The 19322-nt window shown below is 53.1% G+C and carries 12 protein-coding genes; all 12 read left to right on the top strand.

Going from position 1 to position 19322, the window contains the following annotated elements; genetic code table 11:
• Positions 1-53: 53 nt before the first annotated feature.
• The 12 genes from MKY96_RS05440 to MKY96_RS05495 all read left to right on the top strand — a co-directional run bounded on the left by MKY96_RS05440 (position 54) and on the right by MKY96_RS05495 (position 19307).
• Positions 54-2423, top strand: coding sequence for a glycoside hydrolase family 95 protein (locus tag MKY96_RS05440; protein WP_340939020.1), 2370 nt, complete (start codon positions 54-56; stop codon positions 2421-2423).
• 86 nt (positions 2424-2509) lie between these two features.
• A complete protein-coding gene (locus MKY96_RS05445; protein WP_340939021.1) occupies positions 2510-3016 on the top strand; it encodes a hypothetical protein in 507 nt (168 codons plus the stop codon).
• A 207-nt stretch (positions 3017-3223) separates the two neighbouring features.
• Positions 3224-7558, top strand: a complete 4335-nt coding sequence (locus tag MKY96_RS05450) for an endo-1,4-beta-xylanase (RefSeq protein ID WP_340939022.1) — start codon at positions 3224-3226, stop codon at positions 7556-7558.
• A gap of 699 nt (positions 7559-8257) precedes the next feature.
• Positions 8258-9217, top strand: a complete 960-nt coding sequence (locus MKY96_RS05455) for an ABC transporter permease (RefSeq protein ID WP_076076378.1) — start codon at positions 8258-8260, stop codon at positions 9215-9217.
• Between the two features lie 18 nt (positions 9218-9235).
• Positions 9236-10114, top strand: a complete 879-nt coding sequence (locus MKY96_RS05460; protein WP_036724075.1) for a carbohydrate ABC transporter permease — start codon at positions 9236-9238, stop codon at positions 10112-10114.
• 103 nt (positions 10115-10217) lie between these two features.
• On the top strand, positions 10218-11924 hold the full coding sequence (locus MKY96_RS05465; RefSeq protein WP_340939023.1) for an extracellular solute-binding protein: 1707 nt from the start codon (positions 10218-10220) through the stop codon (positions 11922-11924).
• Positions 11925-11979: 55 nt separating this feature from the next.
• The gene (locus tag MKY96_RS05470; RefSeq protein ID WP_340939024.1) at positions 11980-13692 is read left to right on the top strand and encodes a sensor histidine kinase; all 1713 of its coding nucleotides are present in this window, start codon (positions 11980-11982) and stop codon (positions 13690-13692) included.
• Entirely contained in the window at positions 13646-15274 is a 1629-nt protein-coding gene (locus tag MKY96_RS05475) for a response regulator (RefSeq protein WP_340939025.1), read from the top strand. The genes MKY96_RS05470 and MKY96_RS05475 overlap by 47 nt, the downstream gene beginning before the upstream one ends.
• A 220-nt stretch (positions 15275-15494) precedes the next feature.
• Complete coding sequence (locus MKY96_RS05480; protein WP_340939026.1) at positions 15495-15719, top strand: hypothetical protein; 225 nt, start codon at positions 15495-15497, stop codon at positions 15717-15719.
• Positions 15720-15940: 221 nt separating this feature from the next.
• Positions 15941-17305: an ABC transporter substrate-binding protein gene (locus tag MKY96_RS05485; RefSeq protein WP_340939027.1), complete on the top strand. Its 1365-nt coding sequence runs from the start codon at positions 15941-15943 to the stop codon at positions 17303-17305.
• A 293-nt stretch (positions 17306-17598) separates the two neighbouring features.
• Positions 17599-18480, top strand: coding sequence for a carbohydrate ABC transporter permease (locus MKY96_RS05490; protein ID WP_340939028.1), 882 nt, complete (start codon positions 17599-17601; stop codon positions 18478-18480).
• Positions 18480-19307: a carbohydrate ABC transporter permease gene (locus MKY96_RS05495; protein ID WP_340939029.1), complete on the top strand. Its 828-nt coding sequence runs from the start codon at positions 18480-18482 to the stop codon at positions 19305-19307. Before MKY96_RS05490 ends, MKY96_RS05495 begins: the two co-directional genes overlap by 1 nt.
• The last annotated feature ends 15 nt before the right edge of the window (positions 19308-19322 follow it).

The following is a 19322-nucleotide window of genomic DNA, read 5'->3' on the forward strand; positions in this document are numbered from 1 at the left end:
AATTAAGGGTTCAGCCAGATTAGAAATTACGGTGTATGGAGGTAAGCTGCGCAATGAATATTTCATTTAATACCCCTGCCACTTTTTGGGTGGAGGCGCTTCCAGTCGGGAACGGACGGCTGGGGGCTATGATTTTTGGCGGCATTGAGAAGGAGCGTCTGGCGCTGAATGAGGACACGCTGTGGTCCGGGTACAAGACAGACTGGAATAATCCGGAGGCCCGCAAGGTTCTCCCTGAGGTAAGGGCGCTGATTGCGGAAGGCAGGAATGAAGAAGCAGATGAGCTCTGCAAAAAAATGATGGGCCCCTACGCCCAGTCCTACCTGCCGCTGGGGGATCTGCTGCTTACGATGGAGCACGGGCAGACCATAGACGGGGAGTATAGCCGGAAGCTGGACTTGTCCACGGGTGTTGGTACCGTCTCCTATGTGATCGGCGGTGTCCGGTATACCCGGGAGGTCTTCGCCTCTCACCCGGACCAGGCGATCATTGTCCGCTTAACGGCCAGCGAGGAGAACCGGCTCAGCTTCCGGGCGAAGCTGGACAGTCCGCTCCGCCACCGTTCGGAAGCAGACGGGGAGCACTACACGATTACCGGACATGCTCCTGAATATGTGGCACCGAATTATTATGAAGTCGATCAGCCGGTCCGTTACGGTGGAGAGTCCCCCCGGAGTCTGGAGTTCCACGGCCGTCTGGCTGCGGTCCAGACTGGAGGCCGTCTGGAAGCTACTGCTGACGGTATCCAAGTTACCGGCGCAACGGAAGCGGTTCTATACTTCAGTGCGGCAACCTCGTTCGATGCGGAATCGGGCACAGTGAAGGCGGATTATGATGTGCGGCAGCAGACTGCAGAAGCGGTACAGCGCATTATCGGTGAGCCTTATGGCGGGCTGCGGGAACGTCATGTTGCCGATCACCGGGAGCTGTTTGACCGGGTAGAGCTGCATCTGGGAGAGAGCCTGGCTCCTGAGGGCATGCCGACGGATCAGAGAATTGCCGCCTACGGCAGTAACGATCCTGGTCTGGTGGAGCTTCTGTTCCATTACGGCCGTTATCTGCTAATTGCCAGCTCCCGTCCCGGCACACAGCCGGCGAACCTCCAGGGCATCTGGAATCAGGATACCCGGGCGCCATGGAGCAGCAATTACACGCTGAATATCAATGCGGAGATGAATTATTGGCCGGCAGAGGTCTGCAATCTGTCCGAGCTGCACCAGCCGCTGATTGACTATACCCGGAGGCTGGCGGTCAACGGCAGTGAGACGGCCCGGATTAACTATGGCGCACGCGGCTGGGTAGCCCATCATAACGCCGATCTCTGGGCGCAGTCGGCTCCCGTTGGCGGCTACGGTGACGGAGATCCGGTCTGGGCATCCTGGGCGATGGGCGGGGTATGGCTCACCCAGCATCTGTGGGAGCATTATGCGTACAGCGGCGATCTGTCCTATCTGCGGGAGACTGCGTATCCGGTAATGAAGGAAGCGGCCTTGTTCTGCCTGGATTGGCTGATCGAGAACCCGGACGGGTACCTGATTACCTCGCCATCCACTTCTCCTGAGCACAAAATCGTAGACGGCGGCAAGAAGTATGCCGTCAGCGAAGCGGCAACCATGGATCTGTCGCTGATCGCGGAGCTGTTCACGAACTGCAGCCTTGCTGCCGGATTGCTTGAGCTGGACGGCGAATTTGCGGCTGAGCTGGAGGCCGCCCGCGCGCGGCTGCTGCCGCTGCAGATTGGTGCCGGAGGGCGGCTTCAGGAGTGGTCGGCGGATATGGAGGATGAGGATGTGCATCACCGCCATGTCTCCCATCTGGTCGGGGTCTACCCCGGCAGATCGGTAACGGAGAAGCTGGTCCCCGAGCTGTATGAAGCCGCCAGAACCTCGCTTGAGATTCGCGGGGATGGCGGAACCGGCTGGAGCCTGGGCTGGAAAATCGGACTATGGGCCAGATTCAGACAGGGTGACCGCGCCAAGCAGCTAATCTCCAACCTGCTGACGCTGGTTCAGCCGGAGGCTGTCAACAATGAACGCGGCGGTGTCTACCCGAACCTGTTCGACGCCCATCCGCCGTTCCAGATTGACGGGAACTTCGCGGCTACGGCCGGAATTGCCGAGATGCTGCTGCAATCCCATCAGGGGTATCTGGAGCTTCTGCCCGCCCTGCCTTCAAGCTGGAGCGAAGGAAGAGTGAAGGGGCTGCGGGCACGCGGCGGCTATGAAGTGAACCTGACCTGGAGCGCTGGCGTTCTCGGGCAAGCGGAGGTGACCGCTCATCTTGGGGGAATCTGTTCGATGCTGGCAGAACGCCCTCTGGAGATTACGCGCGGAGAAGAACGGCAACGGGTAGAGCCGGATTCGGACGGTCTGGTGAGTATTGAGATGCAGTCGGGGGAACGCGTTAGTGTACGGTATGCTTAGCAGATAAGGCGGGAGTGAATAATAGTTATGCAAATTGCAGCACGCTTCAGATTGTGGAGTGTGCTGTTTTTGCGTTGTTTGGGTAGGTGCGCGGGCCGAATGTAATCGAAAAACCGATTACATTGCGCCGGAAGGTGGTGTCCGGTCCAATTGTAATCGAAAAACCGATCACATTCCGCCGGAAGGTGGTGTCCGGTCCAATTGTAATCGAAAAACCGATCACATTCCGCCGGAAGGTGGTGTCCGGTCCAAAGGTAATCGAAAAACCGATTACATCGCGGATGGTGCTGCGCGGTCCAAATGTAATCGAAAAACCGATTACATTGCGCCGGAAGTTGGTGTCCGGTCCAAAGGTAATCGAAAAACCGATTACATTGCGCCGGATGGTGATGCGCGGTCCAAATGTAATCGAAAAACCGATCACATTGCGCCGGATGGTGCTGCGCGGTCCAAATGTAATCGAAAAACCGATTACATTGCGCCGGAAGGTGGTGTCCGGTCCAAATGTAATCGAAAAACCGATCACATTGCGCCGGAAGGTGGTGTCCGGTCCAAAGGTAATCGAAAAACCGAATACATTGCGTCGGGTGTAGGTGTCCGGTCCAAATGTAATCGAAAAACCGATTACAGCGCAACATCTGCTGCGCAAGGGGGCGGGAGCCGGGTGTAGCACCTAATTTTTCCCGCTCCGCTTATCATTTTGTTATCAATCCTATCAAATTGTTATTTGTAAACGATTTCCAATCGGCTATAATTCATTCTGTAAGCGCTTTATAATGATGATTCTTAGGAGGGTACAGATGCTCAAGCGTAAACGAATGATGAGCCTCACGCTGGCGCTGGTCGTCCTGGCAGCTTCGGTGCTGCCTATGCGGACACCGGTCTATGCTGCGGCTGAGGGAGGCACGGCAGTTGTTCTTGCTTCGGACTTTGAGGACGGCACTGCACAGGGCTGGACCAAGAAAGGCGACGAACAGCTTACGGTAACGAAGGAAGTCTATCATGGAGGCTCCTACAGTCTGTACGTGGATGGGCGAACCAAGGATTGGGAAGGGCCCAATCAGGTCCTGACGGACCACATGACTCCGAACACAGCCTACACGTTGGGAGCGTGGGTGAAATCTCCGGCGCCGGTCAAATTCACGGTACATACCAAAATCGGCGAAAAAGAGGACTGGACGCTTGTAGCGGAACTTAGCGGAGCGAAGGGGTCCGGGGACTGGACGTATCTGGAAGGTACTTTTATTACAGGCGATAAGGTAGGCTTCACGGAGATTTATGCAGAAGCCGCAGCAGGAACCGCATTCTACGTGGATGATATCAAGATTACCGCCGCAGCGGTTGAAGTCCCGGAGGGAGAGGAAGGGCTGCGTACGGATTTTGAAGACGGAACGCTTCAGGGCTGGAGGAACCGGATTGGACCGGAGTCACTGTCCGTGAGCCAGGATACTGCCAATACCGGAACTAACAGTATGCTGGTCGAAGGAAGAGAGCGCAGCTTCCATGGGCCAAGCCTGAGTGTGAAGGAGCATCTGCGGCCGGGCAAGAGCTACCAGTTCTCGCTGTATGTCCGCCTGAAGGAGAAGCCGGAGGCCGACAAAAGCCTGCAAATGACGGTGTATAAGAAGGCCGGCTCCGAGAGCTGGAATGCGATTGATAAGGTTAACATTAAGGCCGATCAGTGGGATCAATGGCATCTGCTGAAGGGGAATTTCCAGTACAGCGACCAGCCGTCTGAGGTGAGCCTGTTCGTGGAGACTCCTTATATTACAGAGGAGACTGTGGATACGTTATCTTTTTATGTAGATGATGTGGTGATTGAACCTGCACCTGAGATGAGCATTGAACAGGATATCCCTGCGCTAAAAGACATCTATGCGAACGATTTCGCCATTGGTGCTGCTGCGTACTCTTGGCAAATGGAAGGGGTCTATGGGGAGCTGCTGAAGAAGCATTTCAACAGCATCACTGCTACCTATGAAATGAAGCCCAAATTCCTTGCTCCTTCCGAGGGCACTTATGTGTTCGACGGGGCGGATAAATATGTGGATTTTGCCCAGGCGAACGGTATGGGACTTCGCGGACACGCGCTGCTGTGGCATGTGGATGCTGCCGAATGGATGTTCACGGGTCCTGACAGCCAGCCGGCCAGCAGAGAGCTGCTGCTTTCGCGCCTACAGAGCTATATCGAGACGGTTATGAACCGTTATAAGGGCAAAATCTACGCCTGGGATGTAGTGAACGAAGCGATTGCTGACAATGGCGGCGGCCCGGACGGGATGAGACTGTCCCCCTGGTATAACCTGATTGGTCCGGACTATATCGAGAAGGCATTTGAATTCGCCCGTGCGGCGGACCCGGAAGCGAAGCTCTATTACAATGATTATTACACCGAGGTACCGGAAAAGCGTGAGCATATCTATAAGCTGCTGAAGACGCTCAAGGCGAAGAATCTGATTGACGGCGTGGGCCTCCAGTCTCATCACGGGCTGTTCTCCCCATCCATACCGGAGATTGAAAAGACGATCCAGCAGTTCTCCCAGCTTGGGCTGGACATTCAGATCACCGAGCTGGATGTTGATTCGGGCATTAGCCCTTCTGCTCCGCTGCCTGCAGATATCGCTGCGCGGCAGGGCAAACGCTATAATGATCTGTTCGAGCTCTACAAGAAGTACAAGGACACGATCTCCTCGGTCTCTATCTGGGGCATGCAGGATGAGAAAAGCTACAACAACCACGCCATGTTGTTCGATGAGCAGCTGAAGGCGAAGCCTGCTTTCTGGGGGGCGGCGGACCCTTCCAAGCTGCCGGCCATTCACAATGTAGCTGTTGCGCTTGAGGGTACGCCTCAGGCAGGCGCAGCCGGGAAAGCCCTGTGGAGCAAAACAGCAGGGATTCCGCTGGAACAGGCCAGCACCGTAACTGCCAAGGTTCATACGCTCTGGGATACAGATAACCTGTATGTGAAGGCAGACGTTACCGATGCAAGTGTGAACGGGGAAGACAAGGTTGAGCTTTTCCTGGATGAGAACAATGGCAAGACTACGGCATATCAGCCGGATGACCGCAAGATCAGCTTGTTGCGTTCGGGCTCCGGGACAGCAGGGAGCAGCTTCACCAGCACAGAACGTGAGGGCGGTTATATCATTGAAGCGAGAATTCCGCTCGTAACGGTCAAGGGTGCCGCAGGCGTGGAACTGGGTCTCGATGTCCGTGTCAGCGATGCCGGTGCTCCGGGTTCTGTTCCTGCCTACTGGAATGACAGAAGCAGCTCCCAGGATACGGATACCAGCCATTATGGGGTTCTCCGGCTCTCTGCAATGCCTAATTCGGCGGAAGCGCCGAAGGGTCAGGTGAAGATCGACGGACAGATGGATGCGCAGTGGGAGAAGGCGAAGCCTTTTGAGGTGACAATGACTGCCGCTCCTTACAGCACCACCGCAGAAGCCAGAACGATGTGGACGGAGGACAGCCTCTACCTGATCGTTGATGTGAAGGATGCCGTGCTCAAGGCGGATGCCGCGAATCCATGGGATCAGGACTCCGTGGAAATCTTCATCGATGAGAATTTCAGCAGAACCCCGTACTATGAGGGGGATGACGGACAATACCGGATTAACATTAATAATGTGGCGTCCTTTGGCGGAGGAGCCTCGGACAGCAGATTGACCAGCGCGGTGGTCCATACGGACACTGGGTATCGTGTGGAAGCCAAAATTAATTTCGGCACGATCAAGGGGGCGGAGGGAAGCTCCATCGGGCTTGACCTCCAGATCAATGATGACCGGGGCGACGGCACCCGCAGTACAAGTAAATGGAATGACAGGGGAGAGGATACGTGGCGGGATACCTCCAATTTCGGGATTTTGACCTTTGTGGCACCTGAGGCAGCACCGCCAACCCCTACAGATGGGACTTCTTCGTATCCATCGTCCGGCTCGTTACCACCCGTGAAGGCATCTGCTCCGGCAGCAGTGAACTTCACGGATGGCAAACTTACCGTTCAAGCTTCCCCGGATCAGGCCGGCATCCTGAATGTGGATCTCTCACTGGAGGCCGTCCGCCAGGCCGTGCTTCAGTCACTGGACAGCGGCATTCTGAAGATTGCCGTCAAGCCTGCCTCTGGAGCCGAAGCGCTGCGGCTGGGGCTTCCGCTTCAGAGTCTGGCCGAGCAGCCTAAGATTAAGGAGATTCGAATGGAGAGCGGCTTCGGGGCGGTTCTGAGCCTGAACACCCAGTTGCTGAAATTACAGGATACACAGGCCGGGGATGTTCTACAGCTTCAAGTAAAGCGTGTGGCCCAGGACGGATGGCCGGCAGCGGTGAAGACCCGCTTGGACGGAGCGGCTGTACTGGACTTCTCGCTTGCTATCCATGGAGCCAAGAATACAGCGGTTGACGCTGCCGCGCTTACCCTGCTGCTGCCTTATGAACTTAAGTCAGGCGAGCGGGCACACCAGCTTGCGGTCTATCAGGTGCTGGAGAATGGTAAGCTTGCAGTTGTGAAGCATCGTCAATATGATCCGGCTACAGGCTATGTCTCCTTCAAGACCAAGGAGCTTGGACAATATGGGATTGCCACGGTGAAGCTAACGGATCACAAGGGCAGCAAATGGGCTGCCGAGAGTGTTGAAGCTCTGGCTGCAAGGGGAATCCTTCCTCTGGGAGCAGAGGCTTCCTATGAGTCGGGGGTATTGATGAACCGGGCGGAATTTGCCCAGCTGCTGGTCGATGCGTTTGACCTTCAGGCTGCTACAACCGCACCTGTCTTCAAGGATGTCAGCATGGAATCCCCATATGCCGTGGCTATCCACATTGCTGGAGTCTTAGGCATTGTAAAAGGTAGAGCAGACGGGCTCTACAGTCCGAGCGATGCACTCAGCCGTCAGGAAATGGCGGTCATGCTGAACCGGCTCGTCCAGCTGGAGCAGATCAAGCTGAAGGGCGATTCCGCTGTTATTCACAGCTTCAAGGATCTGAACCAGCTGAGCGCGGAAGCTTCGGGCGCTATCGAGAAGCTGCGGGCTGCAGGAGTCATCCTAGGCGCGCAGAACGGCAACTTCTTGCCCAAGGCTCAGATGACCAAGGAGCAGGCTGCCGTGGTAGTGTACCGGATAATCAGTCTCAATCAGTAGAGTAGTATCCGCGAGTCTATAGCATTGATTTGAGCAGCTGTTCTCCCGATAAGGGAGGGCGCTGCTTTTTGCGATGTCTGCTTTAGGGGACTGTTTTGTCTGCGATGCCCAGGTTGGACAACTGTTTTGTCTGCATTGCCCACGAAGTCCGGCTTCTACGTCAGGAAATAGTTGGATTTTGGGCACTTGTTCACGCACGGAATAGAGCTGGTGGGACAACAGTTGGAAAAAAGGCACTTGTTAGGCCGGGATCAGGACAAATAAACGAATTCCGCAAAAATAAATAGCATTAATCCACCTAATTTCCTCAAAAGCTCCAAACCGGCTAAATTAAGATACGTTTTTCCAACTAATCGTAATGGTTTGTCTTTTAGGTGTAACCTTGCCTCCCGCTCAAACAGCGGAGAGAACGGAACGATTGTGGAGAAGCGGCAGCGGTCGCCTTTGTCCCCGGATTTTCACCGCTAAGGAGAATAAATAAAAATCTGGGGACAACAGCGATTGTAACAACGTTTCGTTCGCGGAGCGTCCATCCAAGCGCCAACGTAATGCTATGCCCAAAACTATTGTGGTTATCAAATTGTTATCGATGCTTTGTATTTATCATGTATCTGTCATGTCCGGCTAGGTATTATTAATTTATAAACAAAGTAAACGGATACACGTTGACCAGCAAAGGGGAGCAGAAGCATGAAAAACATGGTTACGCCAGCCAGCGTAAAAGGCGAGAAACTGGATGTCAATGCGGGGAGGCCCCGGAAAAAATCGAAATGGACCAAGAACCTTAGCCTCGATCTGATGGTTCTGCCGGCTTTGATCCTAACCGTGATCTTCGCCTATATTCCAATGACAGGACTTGCGATTGCTTTCAAGAATTACAAGCCGGGCTTAGGCTTTAGCGCCTCCAAGTGGGTGGGGCTGGAGCATTTTGAATATCTGTTCAGTATTCCCGAGAACGTTCAGATCATCTGGAACACACTGATTATTGCCGGTCTGAAAATGATCGCCAACCTGATCGTTCCCTTCTTATTCGCACTGCTGCTGAATGAGATCCGCAAGATGGCATTCAAAAAAATGGTACAAACCATTGTCTATATGCCCCACTTCCTCTCATGGGTGATCCTGGGCGGTATCCTCTCCGACCTGCTGGCCAGAGACGGAGGCCTGATCAACCAGGTGCTGGTCAGCGTATTCGGCATCCAGCCGATCTTCTTCCTGGGTGACGGGAACTGGTTCCGGTTTGTCGTTGTAGTGAGTGATGTCTGGAAAGAGTTCGGCTTCAACACCATCGTCTTCCTGGCCTCCCTGGCGGGAATTAACCCGGCACTCTATGAAGCTGCTGAGGTAGACGGAGCAGGGCGCTGGCAGCAGACATGGTCTATTACGATGCCGGCCATGCTGCCGATTACCATCGTTGTTGGAACACTGGCGCTTGGTAACGTGCTTAACGGCGGCTTTGACCAGATCTTCAACCTGTATAACGCGCTTGTCTTCGATAAAGGGGACATCATCGATACATTTGTCTACAGACTAGGAATTGTTGACGGTAAGTTCAGCTTCTCCACAGCGGTCGGATTGTTCAAATCCGTTGTCAGCTTTGTCTTGATCGTAACAGCTTACCGCCTTTCGTATAAATTTGCTAACTACCGTATTTTCTAGAATGGAGGCCAATCTGGCATGTATCATAAAACAAAACCTTACCGCATCTTCACGGTGTTCAACTATATCCTGATGATCGCAGTTTCAATCATGTGTGTTGTCCCGCTGATTCACGTCCTTGCTGTATCGTTCAGCGGGAAATCGGCAGCCAATGCCAATCTGGTGGGTCTGTGGCCGGTAGATTTCACAGTGGATGCCTACACCAAGACCGTAGCCAATGAGAATTTCACCAGGTCCATCTGGGTGACGCTGCAGCGCACGGTGCTGGGAACGCTGTTCAGCATGGGGGTAGTCATTCTGGCTGCCTACGCGCTGTCCAAAGAGAACGCCCGGTTCAGACGCCGGAACATGTATATCTGGCTGCTGGTCTTCACCATGCTGTTCAGCGGCGGTCTGGTGCCAATGTACATTCTGATTCAGAAGCTGCACCTGATGAACTCCTTATGGGTACTGATTCTGCCGGGTGCCGTCTCGGTATGGAACATCATTCTGTTGCTTAACTTCTTCCGGGCTGTGCCCAAAGAAATGGAAGAAGCCGCCTTCATCGACGGAGCAGGTCATTTCAGAACACTGTTCAGCGTGTATCTCCCGGTATCCATGCCGGCCATTGCCACACTATCGCTGTTCACGATCGTCGGGCATTGGAACTCCTGGTTCGACGGCCTGCTGTATATGACGGATCACCGCAACTATCCGCTGGCGACCTTCCTGCAGTCGGTCATTGTCCAGCAGGACTTCAGTAAGGTGACCGTACGGCCGGAGGATCTGGAGAATATCTCGCAAAGAACGGTCAAAGCCGCGCAGATCTTCATCGGAATGGCGCCGATCCTCATCGTGTATCCATTCCTGCAGCGTTTCTTCGTGAAGGGAATTGTCCTCGGGGCGGTTAAGGAATAGCCGTCCTTCCTATTAAAGGGGGTGATGCACGCGCTGGAAGCTGAAAAAGATTGACTCATATACTTAATATGATTAAATTTTAATTAAAGGGGTGCAAGATTAAATGATAAAGAAAATGAAATTCTCTGCGGCGGCCGTGTTATCCACAGTCATGCTGGGCAGCTTGCTGGCCGGCTGCGGCGGCAATGCTGACAACAAGAAGGCAGAAGGGGACAACAAGCCGGCGGCAAGCGAAGACGCTATGTATTCGGCACCCTTTGAGAATGGTAAATATACAGAGCCGGTAACTATTTCAACGGTATTTCCCATCGCAAGCAGTCTGAAATTCAAGAACGGCGAGAACATCGAGAACAACGTGCACACCAAATGGGCCAAGGATACGCTGGGTATTGACATCAAGTATCTCTGGACCGTAAGTGACCAGAATAACGCCTATGAAACCAAGCTGCGCCTGATGCTGACCTCAGGTGAGAAAATGCCGGACATCATCTCCTTCCGCGGCAGCCCGTCACTGATCTCCGATCTGATTGACAGCGGCCAGTTCACCGATGCGGGCGAATTGTTCGACAAATATGCTTCCGATATCTACAAAAAAGCGATGGCCGAAGAGCCAACCGTATGGAATCCCTACATGCGAGACGGCAAGCGTATGGGTATTCCGATTCTGGAAAACGCTTATAATAATGATCCGGTCATGTATATCCGTGAGGATTGGCTGAAGAAGCTGAACCTTAAGGCTCCGACGAATCTGGCTGAGCTGGAAACCGTGCTCGATGCGTTCACGAACCAGGACCCTGACGGCAACGGCAAGAAGGATACAACGGGACTGGCTGTAGGCTTCAAAAATAATCTGAACACATGGATGTCGGAAGCCGGATGGGTCTTCGGGATGTTCGGCGCCATGCCTAACCAGTGGAACAAGACAGCGGACAACCAGCTCGCTTACGGTTCTGTTCAGCCTGAGATGAAGCAGGGTCTGGCAACGATGCAGAAATGGATGAAGGAAGGATATATCTCCTCCGAATCCGGTCTGTATGATGAGAACAAAGCGACAGAAGCTTTTACAGCAGGCAAATCCGGTATCATTGTCGGCCCTTACTGGATGACAGGCTGGCCGCTGCCGGACTTGCAGAAGAACGTTCCAGGTGCAGTGCATAAGGCTTATCCGCTTCCGGCAGGCCCGGATGGCAAGGTAGGCAGACACGGCACGAAGATCGCCTCCGGTGCTGTATTGATCAACAAGGATATGGAGCATAAAGACGCATTCTTCGTCTACCAGAACTATCTGTTTGATAACTGGGCCAACCCGGACAGCACAACGTTCGTGAACGGCTTCGCCAAAGGCTACGATTATGATATCGCTGAAGACGGAACCGTCCTGAAAGAGCAGGATACGGATAAGATTCCTGGCGGCTGGGTGGATGCGATCCGTTATACCCTGACTTACGATGGAGCCATTATTCCTAACCTGATGATGAATACACTGGCCAAGCTGGCCGGCGGCGCTGAGCCTGCTAACCAGTATGAGAAGAATCTGTCCGAGCGTATTCCTGAGCAGATCCTGGCAGCTAAGATCATCGTCGACCAGAAGGACAGTGTAATGCCTGAGATGTTCACAGGTACGCCTACTGAAACTCAGCTCGCCCGTGGAGATATGCTGGAGAAGCTGGAGAAGGAAATTCTGAACAAAATTATTTATGACAAAGCGCCGGTAGACGAATTCGATACCTTTGTAGAGAAATGGAAAACTACAGGCGGCGACAAAGTGACCTCAGAGGTCAATGAATGGTATCAATCCCTGCAGAAATAAAGAGATAAAGAATAAGGGCGGCCCCCAGGCCGTCCTTTCATTCGGAGGAGACCATGTGAAATATCGTCTGTCTATCTTTCAGTGGCTGTCGTTTGTCCTGATGCTGATGCTGCTGATCATCGTAGGTGCGTTCTGGCTTATCTACCGGCTGAACGTGAAGGACATTCAGAATGAGCTGAGAAAAAATAAAATGTACGAGGTTGAATTCATGACCTCCCAGCTATCCACGCAATTTGAACAGGTGCTGACAAATACCATTACTTTGTCACAGGACCAGTCTGTGCGTGGATATCCTTATATTCTGAAGTTCGGGGATCAATATTCCAAATATGAGATGAAGCTGACTATCATCGATAAGCTGGCCCTGAACACAGCCTCCACCTCCTGGAAGAATACAGTGATTCTGTACTATGAGGATGAGAAAGAGACGGTATCCTCGGATTCCTCCTTCTCCTTCAGCACCTTCAGCCCCCCGGAGCAGGCGCGGAACCGCTGGGTGCTGCACATGGATAAGGAAGGCAAGGGATATTACTCCAACATCATGCGCAGTCATATCAGCTCGCTGTTAATTGAAGTCAGGATTTCACTGGATAATCTGGTGAAAATGATGGAGCAGTATGTCTCCGGTATGCCGCTGTTATACGATGCCTCCGAGCAGGCCTTTATCCAGCCAGGGGCGGCATTTCCGCAGGAGCTGTTGCAGTCGATCAGCCCTGGGATCAGCGGGAACCGGGGCACCCTCTCCGCTACAGAGAACCGTACAGAGTATCTGATTAACTATATGAAGTCGGACATGCTGGATTTGTATTTCATAGACGCCTACCCCAAACGCCAATATATCGAACCGATTAACCGCAATAACCGGCTGTTCCTCTACGCGGTACTGGTGGTGCTGGTGGGTATTATGTTCTACACGCTGCTGCTTCGCCGTCAGGTGCAGAAGCCCGTGATTATGCTGCGCAAGGCGATCGACCGGTTCGACCGGGGCGACTTTTCCAGCCGTGCCGTCGATCTGCAGGTCAATGAGTTTAAGGTGCTCGGCAATTCCTTTAACCGGATGGCGGAGAATACCCAGACACTGATAGAGCAGGTTCTGCTGGGTGAGATTGAAGTGAAGGAAGCGAAGCTGAAGCAGTATCAGGCGCAGATTAATCCGCATTTTCTCTATAACTGCCTGAATTTCATTCAGAGCAAAGCAAGCATCGAGGATTATCATGCGGTCACCGCGATGACGCTGCATCTGGCCTCCTACTGCCGGTACATTCATAAGATTGAACAGCTCGATTCGACGCTTCAGGATGAACTGGATTTCGTCGAGCATTATCTGCATATGGTCCATTTGCGCAAAAAAGAAATCACCTTCGAGTTCGGTGTCACGGCAGAGGCGCGCAGATACCGGCTGCCAAGGATGATTCTGCAGCCGCTCGTGGAGAACTGCATTAAGCATGGCATTGAACCGGGCCTGAGGCCCGGCATCATCTCGGTTGCCGCTGAAGAAGAGGCTTCGTATCTTCTGATTACCGTGAAGGATAACGGAATCGGCATGACGGAGGAACGGCTCGGCGCGGTCCGCCGTCATATCGAGGACAATATCATCAGCAATGAACAGCTCGGAACCGGGCTAAGGAATGTGAATCAGCGGCTGCGCCTGTACTTTGGCAAGGACTCCGGGTTATCCGTAGACTCCGTGCTGTCCGAAGGCACCTGTTACCGGATTCGTATTGAAAAGGAGGGAGAAGCTCATTCTGCAAATTCTGCTGGTAGATGATGAACAATATGTCGTAGATGATCTGGAGCTTGCTTTTCCATGGCAGGACTTCGGGATTGAAAAAGTATATAAAGCCTATTCAGGCGCTCAGGCGTTGCAGATCATCGGGCAATACCCGGTCGATATAGTCATTACGGACATCGCTATGCCCGGGATGAGCGGGCTGGAGCTGGTGAAGCAGGTACAGCGGACCCACCGGAGAATCAAATGTATTCTGCTAACCGGCTATGCCGAGTTCGAATATGCCCGGGAAGCCCTCCAGTATGGGGTAGTGGAATATCTGGTTAAGCCGCTGGATCATCAGAAGCTGCGAGCTGCTCTGGAGGGTACGATTAAGACCATTAAGAAGGAGCTCGACCGGACGGCCTCCTATGAGCAGGCGATGCTGGCCTTCCGGGAGCATCTTCCGGCGCTGAAGGACAAGCTGCTGGCCGAGCTGATTCAGGGCAAATCTTATCCGCAGGAACGGTTGAAGGAGAAGCTGAGCGGATATCAGATCGATTTTCAGGTGAACGACCGGGTCTTCCTGATTCTGATCCGTCTGGAGGAGCATTTCACGAACTTCGGGCTGGATAGCCAGCTGCTCTTTGAATACGCGGTGACGAACATCGCCTGCGAGCTGCTGGGCCCGGGCTTCGAGCTGTGGCATGGCCGGGATGCTTACGAGAACCTGGTGTTTATTGTGAAGAGCAATGAAGCAGGGGCGGTTGACCCAGGCAAGATTCTGAAGCAGCTAACCCATAATACCCATCAGCTGCACAGCAGTGTCAATGAATATCTGAATGGCGGGATCTCGGTGATTCTGTCCTACCCGGGGGAATTCCCGCTGGATCTCCGCGCCATGTATGAGGATTCCCAGTCGGCGTTAAGACAGCAAGTGGGCAATGACCAGGGCTATTTCATCTCCTTGACGGACAAGCAGAAGAGCTCGCCGGTCCAGCCGCTCAAGGACTTATATGCTTCCCCGACACTGATGCATCTGCTGGAGACCGGCCAGTGGCAGGGGTACAAGGAACGGCTGCAGCAGATGAAGGAATTCAGCAACAATCTGCCGGCGTATAACGAAGAATATATTGAGGAGATCCGCACCATGATTCTTGGCTCCTTTCACTATATTGCCCATAAGAATCATAGCCTGCTGTCCGATCTGGTCGGGCGGGAGCTGCTGGATAAGACGCTCTTCCGTTCCGTGTCCCAACTGGTCAGCTGGGGGGAAGCGCTGGTGGATACCCTGCAGGGCAAGCTCGAACGGGATACACAGAATAACCGGATGGGCATCGTCAAGGAGATGCAGAGCTGTATCGCGGCTAATCTGGCGGAGGCCAGCCAGCAATTCGTTGCGGACGCGGTCTCGCTTCATCCGGCATATGTGTCCAGACTGTTCAAGCAGGTCAGCGGAATCAGCATCAGCGAGTATATCCTGAACATGAAGATGGAGCAGGCGGTGGCGAGTCTGCGCAATTCAGAGCTGAAAATCTATGAAATCTCGGAGCAGCTCGGCTATGCCAACAGCCAGTATTTTATCAAAGTGTTCAAGGAGCAGTTCGGCATGACGCCGCAGGATTACCGGGGGAAGTTGTAGAGGAAAGGCTTCGGCTCATTTGGGCTGAAGCCTTTTTTGCTGCTGGCCTGTTAGAACCAAACACAATAGGCAGCGGCGAGCGCCGGGGGGCGGAATGTAATCGAAAAACCGATTACAATGTGCGGCTGCGAGGGCTGGGGGGCAAATGTAATCGAAAAACCGATTACAATTGGACTGGAAGAGGTGCGTGGGCGAAATGTAATCGAAAAACCGATTACAATTGGAGCGGGGGAGGGCTGGGGGGGCAAATGTAATCGAAAAACCGATTACAATTGGAGCGGGAGAGGTGCGTGGGCGGAATGTGGTCGAAAAACCGATTACATTGGGCGCGGCGGAGGCGCGTGGGCGGAATGTGGTCGAAAAACCGATTACAATTGGACCGGAAGCGGTGAGCGGGCCGGATGTATACCAAAGACCGAATACAATCGGCGGCTGCGGGGGCTGAGGGGCCGGATGTATGCGAAAAACCGAATACAATCAGCAGCGCCGGGAGGGCTATGGGCCGGATTCGTTTTTCCCCGCTGCAAGAGTCATATTCACTCCTCTACATTAGCTAAAATTTAAATATGATAACCGATTGACATAAATATGTTAACCGGTTATCATAAAGTTGCATTCAGAAATGTATGCGCATTCACAACAATCAAAAGTACGGGGGGAATTCATTTGAAATTGAGAAAAGCTGCAAGCTTCGCTATCGCTCTGACGGTGGTCACCGGATTACTCGCAGGCTGCTCTAAAGGGAATTCAGCAACCAATGCTGTCAAGGAAGACAAGGGGAATGAGGGAACACAAACAGGGCAAGCCTCCAAGGATGTTAAGCTCACCTTCTTCAATACCTCCGCAGAAGTCAATACCGTATTCGAGGAGCTGTTCAAGAAGTATCATGAGCAGAATCCGCAGGTAACAATTGAACTGATTCCTACGCCGATCGGCGGCGCGCAGCTTGAGAAGTTCCAATCCCTGCTGGCCTCCGGCAATCCGGCGACAATCGTGAATCTGGATGCAGGCACCATACTTCAATATAAGGATGATTTTCTGGATTTAGAGCCGGAGAAGGCTAAATATGAAGCGCTGACCAATCCGGGAGCCATCGATGGCGCATTGCTGGACGGACAATTCCTGGGTATTCCCTGGACTGCCCAAGGCTACGGTCTGCTGTACAACAAGCGTGCGGTAGAAGAGGGGATCGGCGGTGCCTTTGATCCTGCATCGGTCAAGACCCGTGATGACCTTGAAGCAATTTTCAAGAAAATTGAAGCCTCCGGCAAAGCACCGGTCATGCTTCACGGAGCAGACTGGTCGCTCGGCGCCCACTATCTGGGGTTGACCTATTCCCTGCAGTCGCAGAAGGTCGAGGACAACCGGAAGTTCGTGGAGGAGCTGAAGAACGGGCAGGTGAAGCTGACGGAGAATCCGCAGTTCACCGGACTGATGGATACGTTCGATCTGCTGAAGAAGTACAACGCACGTAAGAGTGACCCGCTCGTTGCCGATTATAACCGTGATAGCGCTGATTTCGCCAAGGGAGCTGCCGCCTTCTACTTCATGGGGGACTGGAGCTGGGCGGTCATTGGAACGCTGGAAGGCCGCGATACTGACTTCGGTATCCTGCCGCTGCCGGTTAGCAATAACCCGGAGGATTTCGGCAACACGCAAGTCGCTTACAGCGAGCCTAAGCTGTTCGCCATCGATGATTCGAAGTCTACGCCGGAGCAGCAGGAAGCCGCCAAAGCGTTCATTGAATGGATGGTCAGCAGCGAGGACGGCCAGAAGGCTATTATTAGCGATATGGGGCTGTCCATGCCGTATAAGGATCTCAAGGCACAGAGCACGAACATCATGTCCAATGCTGTCAGCGAATACGTGAAGCAAGGGAACATCATCAACATCGGTGTCATTAATTACCTGCCGCAGGATTACTGGGCCAAGACCGGAGCCGCGATGCAGAAGTATCTGGTAGGCAATATCGACCGCCAGGGTCTGGCGCAGGAGGTTCAGGATTACTGGAAATCGTATGCAGGGAAATAGAGAATTTCTTCGTTTGTGCTATATACATTGAACTTGTATTTTTCTGATTGGGATTGCCGTGACTCCAGAGAATGTTTGGCCCCCCGGCCGCTGTTGTCCCCAGATTTCTTGATTTTTACCGCTGCTAGCGGTAGAAATCCGGTGACAAAGGCGGACGCTATCGCTCCTACAGTTCCAAAATTCTCCTCCGTCACTTTTCCCTTTCAGTATTGCTTCAAGTTCTATCTATATATGAACAGGCTGAACCGGAACATTCTCCAGTTCAGCCTGTTAAGTGGAAAGGGGGCAGCACTATGAACAAAAAGCTATCACTGAAGAATGCGGGGACGTTTCTGGTCTTCGGAGGTCCCTCTATCTTCGCTTTTGCCGCCGTTGTGATTATACCGTTCATCGTCGGCTTATATTTGACCTTTACGAACTGGGATGTGCGGACAGGCGACAGCAGCCTGATCGGCTTCTCGAATTATCTCGAAGTATTCAGGGATAAGGTGTTCCTTCAGCAGTTGTGGTTCACCCTGAAGTATGTCTTCTTCACCGTGGTGATTGCCAATGTGTTCGCTTTCTTCATCGCACTTGCCCTGACGAGAGGCGGGAGAGGGGAGCAATGGCTGCGTACCGGGTTCTTCACACCCAATCTGGTCGGAGGGATCGTACTGGGATACCTGTGGCAGACGCTTTTCTCACAGGTGCTGCCTTACCTTGGGAATAAATACGGCTGGGAGCTGTTTCAGACCTCCTGGCTGACGAATACGGGGACGGCATTCTGGGCGCTGATCATTGCGACCGCCTGGCAGCTGATCGGGTATCTGATGATCATTTATATCGCAGGCTTCACTGGCGTACCGAATGATGTGCTGGAGGCGGCGAGCATCGACGGAGCGGGGCGGACTTCAGTGATCCGCAGAATTATCCTGCCGCTGACGGTTCCTGCGATCGTCATCTGTATTTTCATCTCCCTGTCCCGGTCCTTCTTAACGTATGACATCAACCTGGCGTTAACCAAGGGCGGACCGTTCAATTCAACGGAGCTGGCTACCTACCATATCGTGCAAAAAGCCTTCCTGTCCAATCAATACGGTGTCGGCCAGGCAGAGGCAGTCGTTCTGTTCGCTGTCGTAGCAATTATCGCCTTGACGCAATCCTATCTGCTGAAGAAGCTGGAGGTGGAATCTTAATGAATGCTAACCGGCGCATCCTCCCGGGCCTGCGGACAGGATTCTTATACCTGCTGCTGTTGGCCTTTTTAACACCGTTCCTGCTGATTATTATGAACTCCTTCAAGACCACCCAGCAATTCTTCGAGAGTCCTCTGTCGCTGCCGACAACGATTAATTTCAAGAACTATGCCAGCGCCTTCGACAATATGGACTTTATGCAGGGGTTCATGAACTCGCTGATCATTACGGGGATTTCCGTCACGATCATTATTATTTTCTCGGCGATGACCGGGTACTTGTTCGTACGCTACAAATGGAAGGTGAATTCCATCCTCTTCTTCCTCATGCTGGCCTCCATGGCTCTGCCCTTCCAGGTGCTGATGATTCCAATGGTCATGCTGTACGGGAATATGGGGCTGCTGAATACCAAGCTGACGCTGCTGTTCATGTATCTCGGCTTCGGGGTGCCGTTTGGCGTCTTCACGTTCCACGGTTTCATCAAGGGGATTCCTTATGAGCTGGAAGAATCGGCATTTATCGAAGGGAGCACCACGCTGCGGACGTTTTTCAGTATTGTGCTGCCCTTGCTGAAGCCGGTATTCGTCACCCTGCTGGTGCTCGATGTGCTCTGGATCTGGAATGACTATCTCCTGCCCAGCCTGGTGCTGCTGTCGCCGGATCAGAAGACACTGCCGCTCTCCACGTATACCTTCTTCTCCTCCTATTCTGTGGACTATGCGCCGCTGATGGCCGGGCTGATTATGACGATCATTCCCGTGCTGATCATCTACCTGTTCCTGCAAAAGCAGATCATCAAGGGGATCACAGAAGGAGCGCTGAAATAAGGGGAGGGGAGGAAG

Origin of the sequence: Paenibacillus sp. FSL R7-0302, assembly GCF_038006885.1 — a bacterium.
GTDB lineage: Bacteria > Bacillota > Bacilli > Paenibacillales > Paenibacillaceae > Paenibacillus_AQ.

Coding starts and splice junctions, on each gene's coding strand:
- MKY96_RS05440 (WP_340939020.1), top strand. CDS start 54: ATGAATATTTCATTTAATACCCCTGCCACTTTTTGGGTGGAGGCGCTT.
- MKY96_RS05450 (WP_340939022.1), top strand. CDS start 3,224: ATGCTCAAGCGTAAACGAATGATGAGCCTCACGCTGGCGCTGGTCGTC.
- MKY96_RS05455 (WP_076076378.1), top strand. CDS start 8,258: ATGGTTACGCCAGCCAGCGTAAAAGGCGAGAAACTGGATGTCAATGCG.
- MKY96_RS05460 (WP_036724075.1), top strand. CDS start 9,236: ATGTATCATAAAACAAAACCTTACCGCATCTTCACGGTGTTCAACTAT.
- MKY96_RS05465 (WP_340939023.1), top strand. CDS start 10,218: ATGATAAAGAAAATGAAATTCTCTGCGGCGGCCGTGTTATCCACAGTC.
- MKY96_RS05490 (WP_340939028.1), top strand. CDS start 17,599: ATGAACAAAAAGCTATCACTGAAGAATGCGGGGACGTTTCTGGTCTTC.
- MKY96_RS05495 (WP_340939029.1), top strand. CDS start 18,480: ATGAATGCTAACCGGCGCATCCTCCCGGGCCTGCGGACAGGATTCTTA.